This window comes from Enterobacter cloacae complex sp. FDA-CDC-AR_0164 (genome assembly GCF_003071645.1).
Taxonomy (GTDB): Bacteria; Pseudomonadota; Gammaproteobacteria; order Enterobacterales; family Enterobacteriaceae; genus Enterobacter; species Enterobacter ludwigii.
This window is the reverse complement of the sequence record NZ_CP028950.1, coordinates 2,592,171-2,607,024: the sequence shown is the minus strand read 5'-3', so window position 1 is coordinate 2,607,024 and position 14,854 is coordinate 2,592,171. Positions and strand designations below refer to the sequence as shown.

Here is a 14,854-nt window from a genome sequence, read left to right as displayed (position 1 = left end):
AATTACGCTTTCGCTTTCGCCACGGTAACCATTGCAGCACGAATGGTACGACCGTTCAGGGTATAACCTTTCTGCATCACGCCAAGCACTTTACCGGCTTCAACGTCTTCTGATTCCACCATCGCAATCGCCTGGTGCACGTTTGGATCCAGCGGAACGTTGGTATCGCCAACCACTTCCACGCCAAACTTACGTACCACATCCAGCATGGATTTCAGCGTCAGTTCGATACCTTCGATCATCGCAGTGTTGTCCGGGTTAGCTTTATCAGCCACTTCCAGTGCGCGATCCAGGCTATCAATCACCGGCAGCAGTTCATTGATGAATTTCTCCAGCGCAAATTTATGCGCCTTCTCAACGTCCTGCTCGGTACGACGGCGCAGGTTTTCCATTTCCGCCTTGATGCGCAGAACACTGTCGCGTTCGCGATTCTGTGCTTCTACCAGCTGAGCTTCCAGATTCGCAATTTTTTCATCGCGCGGGTCCACCTGCTCAGCAGATGCGTCCGGCTCTACAGCCTCAACATCATCGTGCTGTTCCGTGATAATTTCTTCAGGGGCTTGCCCCTCAGGCGTTTTCTGTTCTTTACTACTCATGAATTTCTCCGCGTTTTTCTGCATTCATATCGCTAACTTCGCTTATTATGGGGATCAGTTTCCGGGATTCAAGGGAACAAGACAGATTGTCATCATTCATCAGGCACAAGGACCTCCAGAAAATGAATAATCATTTCAGGTGTATTGGGATCGTCGGGCATCCGCGTCACCCTACCGCATTGACGACACATGAAATGTTGTATCGCTGGCTGTGTAGCAAAGGCTATGAAGTGATGGTCGAGCAGCAGATTGCTCAGGAGCTGCAGCTGAAGAGCGTCAAAACCGGCACGCTGGCGGAAATTGGCCAGCAGGCGGATCTCGCCGTGGTGGTCGGTGGCGACGGCAATATGCTCGGCGCGGCCCGAACGCTCGCGCGTTATGACATCAAGGTCATCGGTATCAACCGCGGCAATCTCGGCTTTCTGACCGACCTCGATCCGGACAACGCCCAGCAGCAGCTGGCCGACGTGCTGGAAGGTCATTATATCAGCGAAAAACGCTTTTTGCTGGAAGCGCAGGTGTGTCAGCAGGACTGCCAGAAGCGCATCAGCACCGCGATTAATGAAGTGGTGCTCCATCCCGGCAAAGTGGCGCACATGATTGAGTTCGAAGTCTATATCGACGAAATCTTCGCCTTCTCGCAGCGTTCTGACGGGCTGATTATCTCCACGCCGACAGGGTCGACTGCCTACTCGCTCTCTGCGGGTGGTCCGATCCTCACCCCTTCACTGGATGCCATCACCCTGGTACCGATGTTCCCGCACACGCTCTCGGCGCGTCCGCTGGTGATCAACAGCAGCAGCACCATCCGTCTGCGTTTCTCGCACCGCCGTAACGATCTGGAGATCAGCTGCGACAGCCAGATTGCGCTGCCTATTCAGGAAGGTGAAGATGTTCTCATTCGTCGGTGTGATTACCACCTGAATCTTATTCACCCGAAAGATTACAGCTATTTCAATACATTAAGCTCGAAGCTTGGCTGGTCAAAAAAATTGTTCTGATTTTGCATCCAGTACTTTACTGTATATAAAACCAGTTTATACTGTATGAAAACACAGTCATGGTTTTTCATACAGGAAAACAATTATGCTGGCACAACTGACCATCAGCAACTTTGCCATAGTTCGTGAGCTTGAGATCGATTTCCACAGCGGCATGACGGCGATCACCGGGGAAACCGGTGCGGGTAAATCCATTGCCATAGATGCCCTCGGCTTGTGCCTCGGCGGCCGTGCAGAAGGTGACATGGTGCGCAGGGGCGCAAACCGTGCCGATCTCTGCGCTCGCTTCTCCCTGAAAGATACCCCTGCCGCCCTGCGCTGGCTGGAAGAGAACCAGCTGGAAGACGGACGTGAGTGTTTACTTCGTCGCGTTATCAGCAGCGATGGTCGTTCCCGCGGCTTTATCAACGGCACTGCAGTCCCGCTTTCCCAGCTTCGCGAGCTCGGCCAGTTACTCATTCAGATCCACGGCCAGCACGCGCACCAGCAACTCATTAAACCGGAGCAGCAGAAAGCGCTGCTTGATGGCTATGCAGGTGAGTACGCACTTACTCAGCGCATGGCGGAGCACTATCGCCAGTGGCATCAAAGCTGCCGTGAGCTTGCCCAGCACCAGCAGCAAAGCCAGGAACGTGCAGCCCGTGCTGAGCTTCTGGAATACCAGCTTAAAGAACTCAACGAATTTAGCCCGCAGGCGGGTGAATTTGAGCTTATCGACGAAGAGTACAAGCGCCTGGCTAATAGCGGTCACCTGCTCTCAACCAGCCAGAATGCCCTTAACATGCTGGCTGACGGTGAAGACGTGAACCTGCAGAGCCAGCTGTATAATGTTCGTCAGCTCATCACCGAGCTGGCCGGCATGGACAGCAAACTCTCTGGCGTACTGGATATGCTGGAAGAGGCCGCGATTCAGATTTCAGAAGCCAGTGACGAACTGCGCCACTACTGTGAACGTCTGGATCTCGACCCGAACCGTCTGTTTGAGCTGGAGCAACGCATCTCCCGTCAGATCTCGCTGGCGCGTAAGCACCACGTTACGCCAGAAGAGCTGCCTGGCTACTATCAGTCCCTGCTTGATGAACAACAGCAGCTTGACGATCAGGCTGACTCGCTGGAAACCCTGTCACTGGCGGTGAACCTGCACCATGAACAGGCGCTGACGACGGCGAAACAGCTGCATGAGATCCGTCAACATTACGCCCAGGAACTGAGCCAGCACATCACCGACAGCATGCACACGCTGGCGATGCCGCACGGCGTATTCACCATCGATGTCCGTTTCGAAGAGAACCATCTGACGGCGGAAGGTGCGGACCGTATCGAATTCCGCGTCACCACCAACCCGGGGCAGCCGTTGCAGCCCATCTCTAAAGTGGCTTCCGGCGGTGAACTGTCGCGTATCGCGCTGGCGATTCAGGTGATTACCGCACGTAAAATGGAAACCCCGGCGCTGATTTTCGATGAAGTGGATGTGGGGATCAGCGGCCCTACGGCGGCGGTCGTCGGCAAACTGTTGCGCCAGTTGGGTGAATCAACGCAGGTCATGTGTGTTACCCACCTGCCGCAGGTGGCCGGGTGTGGTCATCATCACTTTATCGTCAGCAAAGAAACTGACGGTGAAATGACAGAAACGCATATGAAGCCACTGGATAAACGCGCACGTCTGCAGGAGCTGGCACGCCTGCTGGGCGGCAGTGAAGTCACGCGAAATACGCTCGCGAACGCGAAAGAACTGCTGGCGGCATAAACTTTTTCGGGATCTCAGGGTCATAGAGAACAACAAAAACGCCGCCAGACCGGTTTCAAAGTGGGGCAAGGTCTATTATCATCGGCATATAACATATGAGCCGCGTTCTGCTCGGGCCCGAAAAGGAATCAAATCACTATGCGTTGTAAAATGCTGACCGCTGCCGCAGCGGTTCTTCTGATGTTGACCGCAGGCTGTTCCACTCTGGAGAAAGTGGTTTACCGTCCTGATATCAACCAGGGGAACTACCTTACCCCTAACGATGTGTCCAAAATCCGTGTGGGGATGACACAACAGCAGGTCGCTTATGCACTTGGAACCCCAATGATGTCCGATCCGTTCGGCACAAACACCTGGTTCTATGTATTCCGTCAGCAGCCGGGCCATGAAGACGCGTCCCAGCAGACCCTGACGCTGACCTTCAGCAGCGCCGGTGTGTTGACCAATATCGACAACAAGCCTGCCCTGACCAAATAATCAGGTGTCAGAGATGCAAAAAGGTGCTCAATGAGCACCTTTTTTGTTTTCCTTCATCCCCCTCGCCCCTTTGAGATCAGGCTTAAGGTGAAGAGCGAACTACTTACCCGATTTCTCCGCACGCTGGCGACGCAGCTCTTTCGGGTCGGCAATCAGCGGGCGATAAATTTCGACCCTGTCACCCTCATTCACCACATCAGCCAGTTTGACTGGACGGCTGTAAATGCCGACTTTATTTTTCGCCAGGTCGATGTCACGACGAAGCTCAAGGATGCCAGAAGCGCGAATAGCCGCCTCAACGGTCGCACCTTCTTCCAGCATCACACGCTGGAGATATTGCTTCTCCGGCAGCGCATACACCACCTCGACAGCTATCTTATGCGACACTGTAAACCTCTTTGGCGCGGGTAGTGAACGCCTGAACCATATTCAAGGCCAGCTCTTTAAAGATGCGGCCAAACGCCAGCTCAATCAGTTTATTGGTAAACTCAAAGTCCAGCTGGAACTCGATGCGACAGGCATCAGCGCTGAGGGGGGTAAACTTCCAGCCACCCATCAGGGTTTTAAACGGACCATCTACCAGATGCATCAAAATACTCTGATTGCTCGTCAGCGTATTGCGGGTGGTGAACGTCTTGCTGATCCCCGCTTTGGAGACATCGACCGCCGCCGTCATCTGCGTCGGGCCAGACTCCAGCACTCGGCTCCCGGTACATCCCGGAATAAACTCTGGATAAGACTGAACGTCGTTCACTAACTGATACATTTGTTCCGCGCTGTATGGAACAAGCGCAGTACGGCTAATCTGAGGCATAGCATTTCCCATGGTCACACAACCGACAAATAATAACATTTATCACCTGTTAAAAAAACGCTAAGCCTCATCTCGTGCTAATATAGCGCGTTAGACCTCACAGGACGCAATGAGGTGACTTTTTGAAATCAGATTACCGATGGCTTTACGATACTTATGACGAAGAAAAAAGCACATAAACCAGGCTCGGCGACCATTGCGCTCAACAAGCGTGCTCGCCACGAGTATTTTATTGAAGAAGAATTCGAAGCTGGCCTTGCATTGCAGGGCTGGGAAGTAAAATCGCTGCGCGCAGGGAAAGCCAATATCGGTGATAGCTACGTGATCCTGAAAGATGGCGAAGCCTTCCTGTTCGGTGCCAACTTCACGCCGCTGACCGTCGCCTCGTCACACTACGTGTGTGACCCAACGCGTACCCGTAAGCTGCTGCTGAACAAGCGTGAACTGGAGTCCCTTTATGGGCGCATTAACCGTGAAGGCTTCACCGTGGTTGCCCTGTCGCTGTACTGGAAAAATGCCTGGTGCAAAGTGAAAGTTGGCGTCGCGAAGGGTAAAAAACAGCACGACAAACGTACCGATCTGAAAGAGCGCGAATGGCAGCTCGACAAAGCACGTATTATGAAAAACGCAGGACGTTGATTCTGCGCACTTATTGTACTATTCAATAAGTTAGCGTTCCGGGCTGGTATCCAGGATCTAAAATCTGGTATACTCAGTTCAACACTATTGGGGCTGATTCTGGATTCGACGGGATTTGCGAAACCCAAGGTGCATGCCGAGGGGCGGTTTGCCTCGTAAAAAGCCGCAAAAAAATAGTCGCAAACGACGAAAACTACGCTTTAGCAGCTTAATAACCTGCTCTGAGCCCTCTCTCCCTAGCTTCCGCTCTTAAGACGGGGATTCAAGAGAGGTCAAACCCAAAAGAGATCGCGTGGAAGCCCTGCCTGGGGTTGAAGCGTTAAAACTAATCAGGCTAGTACGTTAGTGGCGTGTTTGTTCGCAGCTGGCGTGCGAATGTAAAGACAAACTAAGCATGTAGTACCGAGGATGTAGAAATTTCGGACGCGGGTTCAACTCCCGCCAGCTCCACCAAAATTCTCCATCGGTGATTACCAGAGTCATCCGATGAAGTCCTAAGAGCCCGCACGGCGCAAGCCCTGCGGGTTTTTTTGTGCCTTCAATTTGTCCCGCGAAGTCCGAAGAGAACTAATTAAATCCGAACCTTTTAGGCCCATTGATAGGCCCAACGAAAAGCTCTATTGTTTTCGTTGGGCCTAAACGCATGGAGACTCCCCATGGCAAGAAAAACTAAGCCGTTAACCGATACGGAAATCAAAGCCGCCAAACCTAAAGATGCCGATTACCAGCTGTATGACGGCGACGGGCTTACTCTGCTAATCAAGGCCAGCGGTAGTAAGCTCTGGCAGTTCCGTTACTATCGCCCTCTGACCAAGCAGCGAACCAAACAGAGCTTCGGTGCCTATCCTGCCGTCTCACTTTCTGATGCGCGTAAACTCAGAGCTGAATCTCGAGTTTTACTGGCGAAAGACATTGATCCGCAGGAACATCAGAAAGAACAGGTAAGAAATTCTCAAGAGGCCAAAACCAACACTTTCCTGTTAGTTGCCGAGCGTTGGTGGAATGTGAAGAAAGCCAGCGTAACAGAGGACTATGCCGACGATATCTGGCGCTCGCTTGAGAGAGATGTTTTCCCGGCAATCGGTGATATCCGTGTCACTGAGATTAAGGCTCATACTCTGGTTAAAGCAGTTCAGCCGGTTCAGGCCAGAGGTGCATTAGAGACCGTTCGCCGCCTTTGTCAGCGAATTAATGAAGTCATGATTTATGCGCAGAACACGGGCCTGATTGATGCGGTTCCCAGCGTAAACATCGGGAAAGCATTCGAGAAACCGCAAAAGAAAAACATGCCAAGTATTCGACCGGATCAACTTCCACAGCTAATGCAAACTATGCGTACGGCAAGTATCGGCCTGTCCACAAGATGTCTGTTCATGTGGCAGCTTCTCACCATCACCCGCCCTGCCGAAGCTGCTGAGGCTCGATGGGATGAGATCGATTTCAATGCCCGCGAATGGAAAATTCCTGCTGCTCGAATGAAAATGAACCGGGACCATACGGTTCCATTATCTGATGGGGCTCTCGCTATTCTGGAAATGATGAAGTCACTCAGTGGCGGGCGAGAGTTTATCTTTCCCAGTCGCATCAAACCAACCCAGCCAATGAACAGCCAAACAGTTAATGCCGCACTTAAGCGTGCTGGCTTAGGAGGCGTACTCGTTTCTCACGGGCTGCGTTCTATTGCCAGCACGGCCCTTAATGAGCAAGGCTTTCCGCCTGATGTTATTGAGGCTGCACTTGCTCATGTGGATAAGAATGAGGTTCGTCGCGCTTACAATCGAAGTGACTATCTTGAGCAACGACGACCGATGATGCAGTGGTGGGCTGATTTTGTTAAAGCAGCAGATAGCGGCAGCATCGTGAATAGTGGGATTAGGGGAATACGTCTTGTAGGATGAATCCTTCATCAGCACCCATAATGGGTGCTGATAACTCACCTATAGGTAATACGGAATTTTACCCTTTGGTTTTCTTTTTTCTAGTAACCGTATTATCTAAAGCCAATTTGATACTCTCAATATTTCTTGACCAGTTTTTTATAATGGTATCTGCCAACGCATCAGGGCTCATCGTTGATATCCGGTATTTTTTACTTTGATTATTAATTTCAAAATTTGACTCTTCGACAAATTTCCATAAGGGGTCAATGAGGTCATTCACCGCAGCTGCTTTACTTTTCCATCCACCTTCAGGTACGGAGCTATTGATCAAATAAACAAGCTTATCCTGAATTATTCGATACACTTCTGATTTACTGTTCCCACCTTCTTTTCCGGCCTTAGCTCTAACATGTGATAATTTTTTTTGGGTAGATACAGAAACATGAAACAATGACATACCAATACATCTATCAAATAATTCAGCTGACTTAATGAACGCTTTAATAGCAACACCCTCATTCTCTGACATAACTGATTTTCCCCATTGATAAGACATTGAAGCAAAAAATAGATGTAATTTAAACACATCATTAATTAAAAAAGGATCCAGAATAAGATGAGAAAATGTTCCTCTGAAAATACGTAATTTTAACTCTTTCCAGCATTCTTGGGCTGGATCATATAATTCTGCATATTCCTCTTTTATTTGCTCCACTCCATCAACAGTACAATATTTATACTCCTTACAAGATGGATCACTGTACAAAATCACACGTGTTCCGACCTTATCTGAATTCCAGAATTGATCTCGCATTTCGCTTAGTTCTTTACGTATCACAGGATAATTTTCGCTAAGCATATCAATGTATATATCCCATTCACATTCATCCATATACCCAGAAAGCCACTTCAATTTTTGACTAATTTCTTCGCAAAACTCAATCACTGACAACATAAACACACCAAATATCAATAAGTTAAGTGTTGTTAAAAATGTTTTTTTGGTACGCGGATTTTTTGCATTAATGCTTGCCGCTAATCTTTCTACAACCAAAATGAACTAACGAGAGGCAATCAAGCATGAACAATCCATCAACCGTTAGGATACTCCGCTTACCTGCGGTAATCCAAAAAACAGGTATGGCAAGGGCAACAATCTACGACTGGTTGAACCCCAAATCACCGCGTTACGACGCTTCCTTCCCCAAAAAGCGAATGCTCGGAGTGAAATCTGTTGGATGGGTTGAATCAGAGATTGATGAATGGCTATCGCAACGCAGCAAACTTATTTGAAGGTGTCACCTGAACATACACTCAAGAGTTGTAATCAGAGTCATTTCATCCTGCTATTTCTGCTATTAATAGTGGAATAGCAACTTGCGCGGAATTTTTAACGTGAATTGTATTAAGGGTATTGTATGTTTAACGGTCATCCTTTTCCTGTAGATGCGTTTCCTCAGATTATCAGAAATGCAATTTATGAAGTGGAACAGCATACGCAGGCCCCTCAAGGTTTGATTGCTGCTTCTGCTCTTGGGGTAATTTCTCTTGCCTGTCAGAACCGGATTGATGTTTGTCGGCTGACTAATCTACGTAGCCCAGTATCACTTTTCTTGCTGACACTTGCAGAATCTGGTGAACGGAAAAGTACGGTTGATAAAATGCTGATGAAGCCATTATATCAACTGGAGGAAAAATTATTTGATAAGTACACGCATGCTCTTAATACCTGGCGAAGTGATGAAGCAATTTTTAATTTTGAAAGAAAAGCACTGATGTCAAAAATCAAATCAGATATTCGCCGTAACAAAGATCATTTGGCGACAAATGAACAACTTAAAGCTCTGTTGGCATCGCACCAGGAAGCACCGATCAGAATCAAGCAGATATTTAATGATGCCACTCCTGCGGCTATTAAAGATTACCTCTGTGGTTATTGGCGATCTGTCGGTATTATGTCTGATGAGGCTGGCACTATTTTTAACGGTTACACGCTGAACGAACTGCCTTTCATCAACAAAATGTGGGATGGCTCAACGTTTTCAGTGGAAAGGAAAAGTGAGCCAGAGAAACTAATCAGAGATGCCAGACTGACGCTAGCACTTATGGTTCAGCCTGATGTGTTTAAAGGTTATCTGCAACGTAAAGGCGATACAGCCAAAGGGATCGGTTTTTTCGCTCGATGTCTCATATGCCAGCCTGATTCAAAGCAAGGTTCCAGAAGAATCACCAGCCCCGTTGTTTCAAGCGAACATTTGCCGGTATTCCATCAACGACTGATGGAGATAGTTAACGAAAGTATTGCCAGAGATAATCAAAATGATCGTCTTTGTCTGCGGTTCTCTGTAGAAGCAGAAAATCGCTGGATCGAATTTTATAACAAGGTGGAGTCAGATATGGGGTTACTCGGCACCTTATCAGATTTTAGAGACTATGCCTCTAAGGTCGCAGAAAATATGGCCAGAGTGGCCTCTCTGCTGCATTATTTTAATGGCAATGATGGAGATATATCTCTTTCTGCAGTCGAAGATGCTGTGAAGATAACTACCTGGTATGTTAATGAGTACATCCACATATTTTCTAAACCTCAAGAATTAACGCCTGCAATCTCGGAGGCGGATGAGCTTTATTGGTGGATAAAAAATCATTGTAATCGTCTTGTTGTACCTTACATTACTAAAAATACTGTACTCCAATATGGCCCTAATAAATTTAGAAATCGTAATAAAGCAAATGAATTACTCAGTATGTTGTACTCTCAAAATAGAATACTTGTGGCAAAGAAAGGCAAAACCACATTGATAGCCATAGCTGGTTTAAATCCCATTATCTGATGATAATAAATAACTTTAATTCAGGAGTAAATACAAACACTGAGCCCAGCCCGGCTAATAGTTTGTTATCATGATAGGTAATATATATTGGATATATTACCTACTCCAATATCATAAAACAGGATGCTATATGACATATACTAGTGAGTTCGGCTCACATGTATCCCTGTATCGGGATAGAATTAAACAGGTTATTGATGATTCCCTCAAGGAATATCCTAATACAATGATTCTACGTGTTGATCTACACGACCCAATAGATACAGAAAATCTGGACAACCCATTCTTTCAACCCAGAATTGACTCTGGTGCTATATCTCGTTTTACCAGCGCGTTAAAAGCAAAACTTGGGCACGATAAACATATCAAAATTCAACGGAAAGAATGGCCTGATAGCCGGCATTCCAACTTGCGTTACGCATGGGTCAGAGAATATACAAAAAATGGGAAGCGGCATTACCATTTAATATTATGCTTCAATCAGCATGCTTATTATCATGTAGGCGATTACGACTTGAGTCGTAATACGTTACGCACAATGATAACAACGGCCTGGTATAGTGCGCTAGGTATCCCCATAGACGGCTCAGGAAAATTAGTTAATTACCCCTCAAATGGAAAATACCTCCTCAATCGTAGTACGAATAACTTTGAACAGACTTATAACGATTTGATGAATAGAGTGGATTATATGACCAAAGTAAGAACTAAAATATTCGGTGATGGAGACCGGAACTTCGGGTGCAGCCGAGGTTGATTTATTTTTACAGCAATTGCCTTTCTTATGGCTGGAAAGGCCAGATTTGTTTGTATTCAGATATAGGTAACCTTTTAATGGTTGGAAGCCCGTCCTAGTAGACACTCTAGCCTACAGAAGATGCGAGTTATTCAAAAATGTCGCTATGGGCTTCTTCCCGCGTTCCGTATGTAAGTATCCCGGTCAAACGTACCTAAATCAATGTCGTCAAATACCGAGTGCGCGCCTGATGAAAGTCTGATCCACATATCCAATCGATCGACTCCAAATGTCCTGAGTATCCCGAAGATACTGGCACAACTCATCCACATCAGCCTGGTCGGAAAATTCCAGCAAGTCTACCAGTCGGTGTAACGTCTGGATGGGAATGCCTATCTCTTCCAAGGCATTGACACCTGGTGGTAGATGGAAACTTTCGAACGCCAATTTGACATGCGTGTAATCGACTTTGCTGCGTATACCACGCTTTAAAGCGTGGTGTTTAACTACATCCTCCATCAAGCTGAGCACCTTAGGTAGGGTATAACCGAAGGTATTGGTGATGAGCTTCAAATCATTGTTGAGGGCGATGGAAAGAGTACGCTTCTCCCCTTCAGAAACCCACTGTCGTGCATAATCGATCTGATTTTTCAGATATTCCGAATAACTTTCAGCACTTAAATAGCCAGCAAGTTTTGCGATCATGACATCAGTAGGCTTAACAGGGACCCCATTGCGACTGAACGTATGGGGAACCAGTCTGGCAATGATCTTTGCAAAGGTCTTGAGGAAGTTTGTCGCGGGGGTCCAGTGAAACACTAACGAGGAAAATTCGTTGTCGTCCATCATCTCGAACATGCTTTGCAGCATTTCGAACTGCTCGACACGGAAGTACGAATGCTTCTTCACAAGGTCGATGGAAACACGGTCGTTTATGAAAACCTCATCAAAACGATCCTGTGAAAACTCGGACAAGTGGTCTGGTTGAACGCTGGCTAAAAGGTTGATTGGGGTATCAATGTCCTGAATACCGAGCGGAATATCCACCTCTTGATTGAGATTGTCTTCCGGGATTTCCTCCAGGCAAAAAATTTTGCCGACGAAGTGAACGCCCATGCGCCCGGCGCGCCCTTTGATGTTCCCATGGGTGAATTTGTCAATGCTGCGAGTTCCATCGCGGTTGTCGTAGATCACGACGTTCTTAGCGATAGTGTTGACTCCTTCAATGATCGTGGAGGTGCAGAGCAAAAAGCGCAGTTTTCCAGCATTGAATTGGTCGGCGGTGTATTGCTGCAGTGCTCTCGGTAGCGCGCCAAAATGCAAGCCAATACCGTTTCTAAGTGCGACTGTGTAATCCCAGTCGGCATCGAACTCTTCGCTGACCCAGTCGACATGAGGACTCTCAGTCGGAGTGCCATGCCCAAGCCTGATCAGCTCGCGCGCCACCAGGCCCGCAACAGTTGGTGACTTGCAATAAATGATCGTTGCGTCGACGCATGCGTGCGCGATTTCCCCTAGCGCGTTGAGCTTGGCTTTGTCGTCATTCGCTTTGATGCCGAACGTCTTAACATCTAGCGCGACTGTATTGAAGTCGGTAGAAACGAAAGTATGCGGATACCCAAGTCTTTCGAGACCGCGAATGCTGTTAACGAACGGTCCAGTCAGGTAAAACTGCCTGGAGACCTTAAGCAGTTTACTCAACGCAATGTTGAGCTCGATGACTCGTTCGTCTTGATGATCAATGTCCCCGCTTTTCAGTTGTCGGAACGCCAACTTGTAAAACTCGTCAATGACGAAGAGGTCAATGTCGACGATGTCGTCACGCTCGTTCACTCGCTCCTGAGTTAACACGTAGACAGCCTGATCGGAATGGCACACTTGGGAACTGTGGTGGATGATCTGATATCGGTCACCGAATCGCTCTTGCAGTCGGCGACGGGTTTCGTCGGCAAGAGCCACGGTTGGAACAACCAGAACAAGCCGTTTCAAAGTTCCCATGCCGAGCAATGAATCGACGATTGCGCTTTTGCCCATGCTTGTAGGTGCGCTCAGCACCACGTTTTGACCGGACTTAAGCAGATCAAATATGTGGAACTGCATTGAGTGGAAAACAAAACCATCCGAGAATGGCGTCCGGTATAGCTCAAGCACCCTCAGGTCATCCGGTGTCAGGCTGGTGAACTCCTTTTTGAGATACGGGAACAAACCTGATTTTCTCACCATATTTTTCAATATTGTGGTGTGCTCGGAAAACCGCTCGCGCGAATCGAGAGCTCGCACGATCAAGTCCCGGCCTAAGTCATACGAAACAGGATTAGACAACAGCTTGTTAACCGCAAACAGATAATTGAAAGATGAGAAGTCCTCACCCTGCAGGCTATGTTTCGCCTGTTCATAGACCTCTGTCATACGACCTCTCTCACCTTCTCATCAACTAATTGGGTTAACCGCTCAAGACTCGGGGCTGGATAAATGAATACGTGGATGCAAAGATTCGCAAACGGCGAATCCTCGATCAGGTCAGCCGCGAATTTTTCGAATAGCGCCGTCGTTTCCTTCTCCAAGTCATCCTCGAACCCCGGCATTTCAGGCTCAGTTAGCAGCTTGGAGTCGTAGCCCACGAACAGAATAAACGTGAAACGATCGAGGTGAGCATCGAAAGGTTGGCTACCATCAAGAATTTCGTCAATATCGTGGCGAAGCAGGTAGTTATCGTCTTTAATGTCGAGGATCTTTCTGCGTGCTGTATCGATGCAATCTGAAATGTCCTCGTACAACCGATCCCGTAACTCCGGCAGTCTGACGGCAATGTCAATATCAGTCACCAACTCGCTGAAGCCAATCCAAAGCTGATCGCCTTCTGGATCGCGGCGAACAATATGCACATTTTCAAGAATTTTTTCGGCCCCTGCTTTTTCCACGTATAGCATGCAAGGGATAGGCTGGCTTTCGTGGTGCTGCCGGATCGTTGCATGCAACAACACTCGACCCAAGAATTCGCTGACGTCATGGAGCGATTTGAAGACGGAATTCTTTAGTCGTTCTCGCTTTTCAATGATTGTTAGTTTATGAATATCAGACATTTCTTTTGGTCGGAGAAAGACCTCATCCAACCATTGGCAGACGTTATCCGCGATGTGCTTGTAGCGGTATTTCTTAAGCGAGTACTGCTGATGGAGAACCTGGCCTTTACGCTTAGCACAGACCGAAGCCAGAGGTGCTCTAAATGGCGTAAGGATGTGGGGTAAGTCCCGTTTGACGTAGATTTTGCGACCTGCCCGAGATTGGTCATCTTCGACACGCTGCTTGAACCACTCAAGTAGGTCTGGTCGTAAGTAGGACTTGTCATCTGCACTATGAATGCGTCGAGAATGCTCGCCCTTGCGCGTCACGGTATCAAGGATTCGGCACCAAATGTCTTCAGCAACGGTTTCAGAACTGAGAATGACCCCATGTAGATCATGGGAGGCCAGCCGTATGTTTTTGATCCCCAGAAGTTCCAGTTCTCGCAGGGATGAAAACACTTCCCACGTAGCCGCATCGACCCAATCTGAAACGCTTATACCTGAGTCTGTTAAATAATTGTTTGTGCGTTTGTTGAGATCATCGATGAGTTCCTGTCGGCCAGGCTTATCTAGTCGGGCGTTTGGGTTGATCGTCAGGTACTCAAGGGTTTTATTGACCTTTTCCTCTGTGACGATGGAGTACCTACGTCCAGGGACCGAGTCAGACTCACACTGCATTGATTTGTGCAAAATTGAACTGCAGGGGATCGTCTTTTTATCAGCACCTTTTGAATTCTGAACGATGTCCGAAATGTTCCAACGTGTTTTGCCGGTGCTTTTTACCTGAACGAAGTCGATGTATCCATCAGATACAATGTCGATATCGTCTGTGACCTCGCAGCGAACACTGCGGATAGTCTTGTCACGAAGCATTCGGGTGACATGGTAAGCGGCTACGCAGTCCTGAAATAAGAAACCGTGCTTGGCGGCTACTCCGCCTGAATCGTTCGACTCCATTTAGACATCCGTGACAACTTTGCGAAAATTAAGAAGATGATATGACACAGTCCAATCTGATCACTGAATAATAACCAGTGATCTACATACCTCATAGCCGTTTCCGGT

General features: G+C 47.9%; 14 protein-coding genes and 1 other RNA gene. 9 read left to right on the top strand and 6 right to left on the bottom strand.

Translation table 11 applies throughout. The features are described from left to right. Nucleotides 1–2: 2 nt before the first annotated feature. Nucleotides 3–596 carry a nucleotide exchange factor GrpE gene (gene grpE, locus AM410_RS12865; RefSeq protein WP_020883911.1) on the bottom strand — a complete coding sequence of 198 codons (594 nt, stop codon included), beginning with the start codon at nt 594–596 and terminating at the stop codon, nt 3–5. Nucleotides 597–718: 122 nt separating this feature from the next. Here grpE and nadK point away from each other — a divergent pair, with 122 nt between their 5' ends. The 3 genes from nadK (at nt 719) to bamE (ending at nt 3,821) form a co-directional block, all read left to right on the top strand. Then, nucleotides 719–1,597, top strand: a complete 879-nt coding sequence (gene nadK, locus AM410_RS12860) for an NAD(+) kinase (RefSeq protein ID WP_020883909.1) — start codon at nt 719–721, stop codon at nt 1,595–1,597. Between the two features lie 85 nt (nt 1,598–1,682). Beyond that, entirely contained in the window at nt 1,683–3,344 is a 1,662-nt protein-coding gene (recN, locus tag AM410_RS12855) for a DNA repair protein RecN (protein ID WP_020883908.1), read from the top strand. A gap of 138 nt (nt 3,345–3,482) precedes the next feature. Next, the gene (gene bamE, locus AM410_RS12845) at nt 3,483–3,821 is read left to right on the top strand and encodes an outer membrane protein assembly factor BamE (protein ID WP_014171256.1); all 339 of its coding nucleotides are present in this window, start codon (nt 3,483–3,485) and stop codon (nt 3,819–3,821) included. 99 nt (nt 3,822–3,920) lie between these two features. Here the strand turns inward: bamE and AM410_RS12840 are convergent, their stop codons facing one another. Both AM410_RS12840 and AM410_RS12835 read right to left on the bottom strand, forming a co-directional pair. Beyond that, nucleotides 3,921–4,208 carry an RnfH family protein gene (locus AM410_RS12840; RefSeq protein ID WP_032680464.1) on the bottom strand — a complete coding sequence of 96 codons (288 nt, stop codon included), beginning with the start codon at nt 4,206–4,208 and terminating at the stop codon, nt 3,921–3,923. Next, nucleotides 4,198–4,635, bottom strand: a complete 438-nt coding sequence (locus tag AM410_RS12835) for a type II toxin-antitoxin system RatA family toxin (RefSeq protein ID WP_218190033.1) — start codon at nt 4,633–4,635, stop codon at nt 4,198–4,200. The genes AM410_RS12840 and AM410_RS12835 overlap by 11 nt, the downstream gene beginning before the upstream one ends. 156 nt (nt 4,636–4,791) lie before the next feature. On the opposite strand from AM410_RS12835, the gene smpB reads away from it, so the two are divergent. From smpB to AM410_RS12820, 3 genes are all read left to right on the top strand, one after another. Beyond that, entirely contained in the window at nt 4,792–5,274 is a 483-nt protein-coding gene (gene smpB / locus AM410_RS12830; RefSeq protein ID WP_008502505.1) for an SsrA-binding protein SmpB, read from the top strand. Nucleotides 5,275–5,363: 89 nt separating this feature from the next. Beyond that, nucleotides 5,364–5,727: a transfer-messenger RNA gene (ssrA, locus tag AM410_RS12825) on the top strand. A gap of 203 nt (nt 5,728–5,930) precedes the next feature. Continuing rightward, a complete protein-coding gene (locus AM410_RS12820) occupies nt 5,931–7,172 on the top strand; it encodes an integrase (RefSeq protein WP_108647941.1) in 1,242 nt (413 codons plus the stop codon). Between the two features lie 58 nt (nt 7,173–7,230). On the opposite strand, the gene AM410_RS12815 is transcribed toward AM410_RS12820, so the two are convergent. Then, nucleotides 7,231–8,109, bottom strand: coding sequence for a hypothetical protein (locus AM410_RS12815; RefSeq protein WP_108647939.1), 879 nt, complete (start codon nt 8,107–8,109; stop codon nt 7,231–7,233). A gap of 125 nt (nt 8,110–8,234) precedes the next feature. On the opposite strand from AM410_RS12815, the gene AM410_RS12810 reads away from it, so the two are divergent. From AM410_RS12810 to AM410_RS12800, 3 genes are all read left to right on the top strand, one after another. Next, complete coding sequence (locus tag AM410_RS12810; protein WP_032191013.1) at nt 8,235–8,447, top strand: AlpA family transcriptional regulator; 213 nt, start codon at nt 8,235–8,237, stop codon at nt 8,445–8,447. A gap of 125 nt (nt 8,448–8,572) precedes the next feature. Then, nucleotides 8,573–9,988: a YfjI family protein gene (locus AM410_RS12805; RefSeq protein ID WP_108647937.1), complete on the top strand. Its 1,416-nt coding sequence runs from the start codon at nt 8,573–8,575 to the stop codon at nt 9,986–9,988. Nucleotides 9,989–10,118: 130 nt separating this feature from the next. Further along, nucleotides 10,119–10,745: an inovirus Gp2 family protein gene (locus tag AM410_RS12800; RefSeq protein WP_108647936.1), complete on the top strand. Its 627-nt coding sequence runs from the start codon at nt 10,119–10,121 to the stop codon at nt 10,743–10,745. A gap of 207 nt (nt 10,746–10,952) precedes the next feature. On the opposite strand, the gene AM410_RS12795 is transcribed toward AM410_RS12800, so the two are convergent. Then, nucleotides 10,953–13,133, bottom strand: a complete 2,181-nt coding sequence (locus tag AM410_RS12795; protein ID WP_108647934.1) for a DEAD/DEAH box helicase — start codon at nt 13,131–13,133, stop codon at nt 10,953–10,955. Next, nucleotides 13,130–14,746 (bottom strand): anti-bacteriophage protein AbpA, encoded by a 1,617-nt coding sequence (gene abpA, locus AM410_RS12790; protein ID WP_108647932.1) that lies wholly within the window; start codon nt 14,744–14,746, stop codon nt 13,130–13,132. The genes AM410_RS12795 and abpA overlap by 4 nt, the downstream gene beginning before the upstream one ends. Nucleotides 14,747–14,854 lie beyond the last annotated feature (108 nt).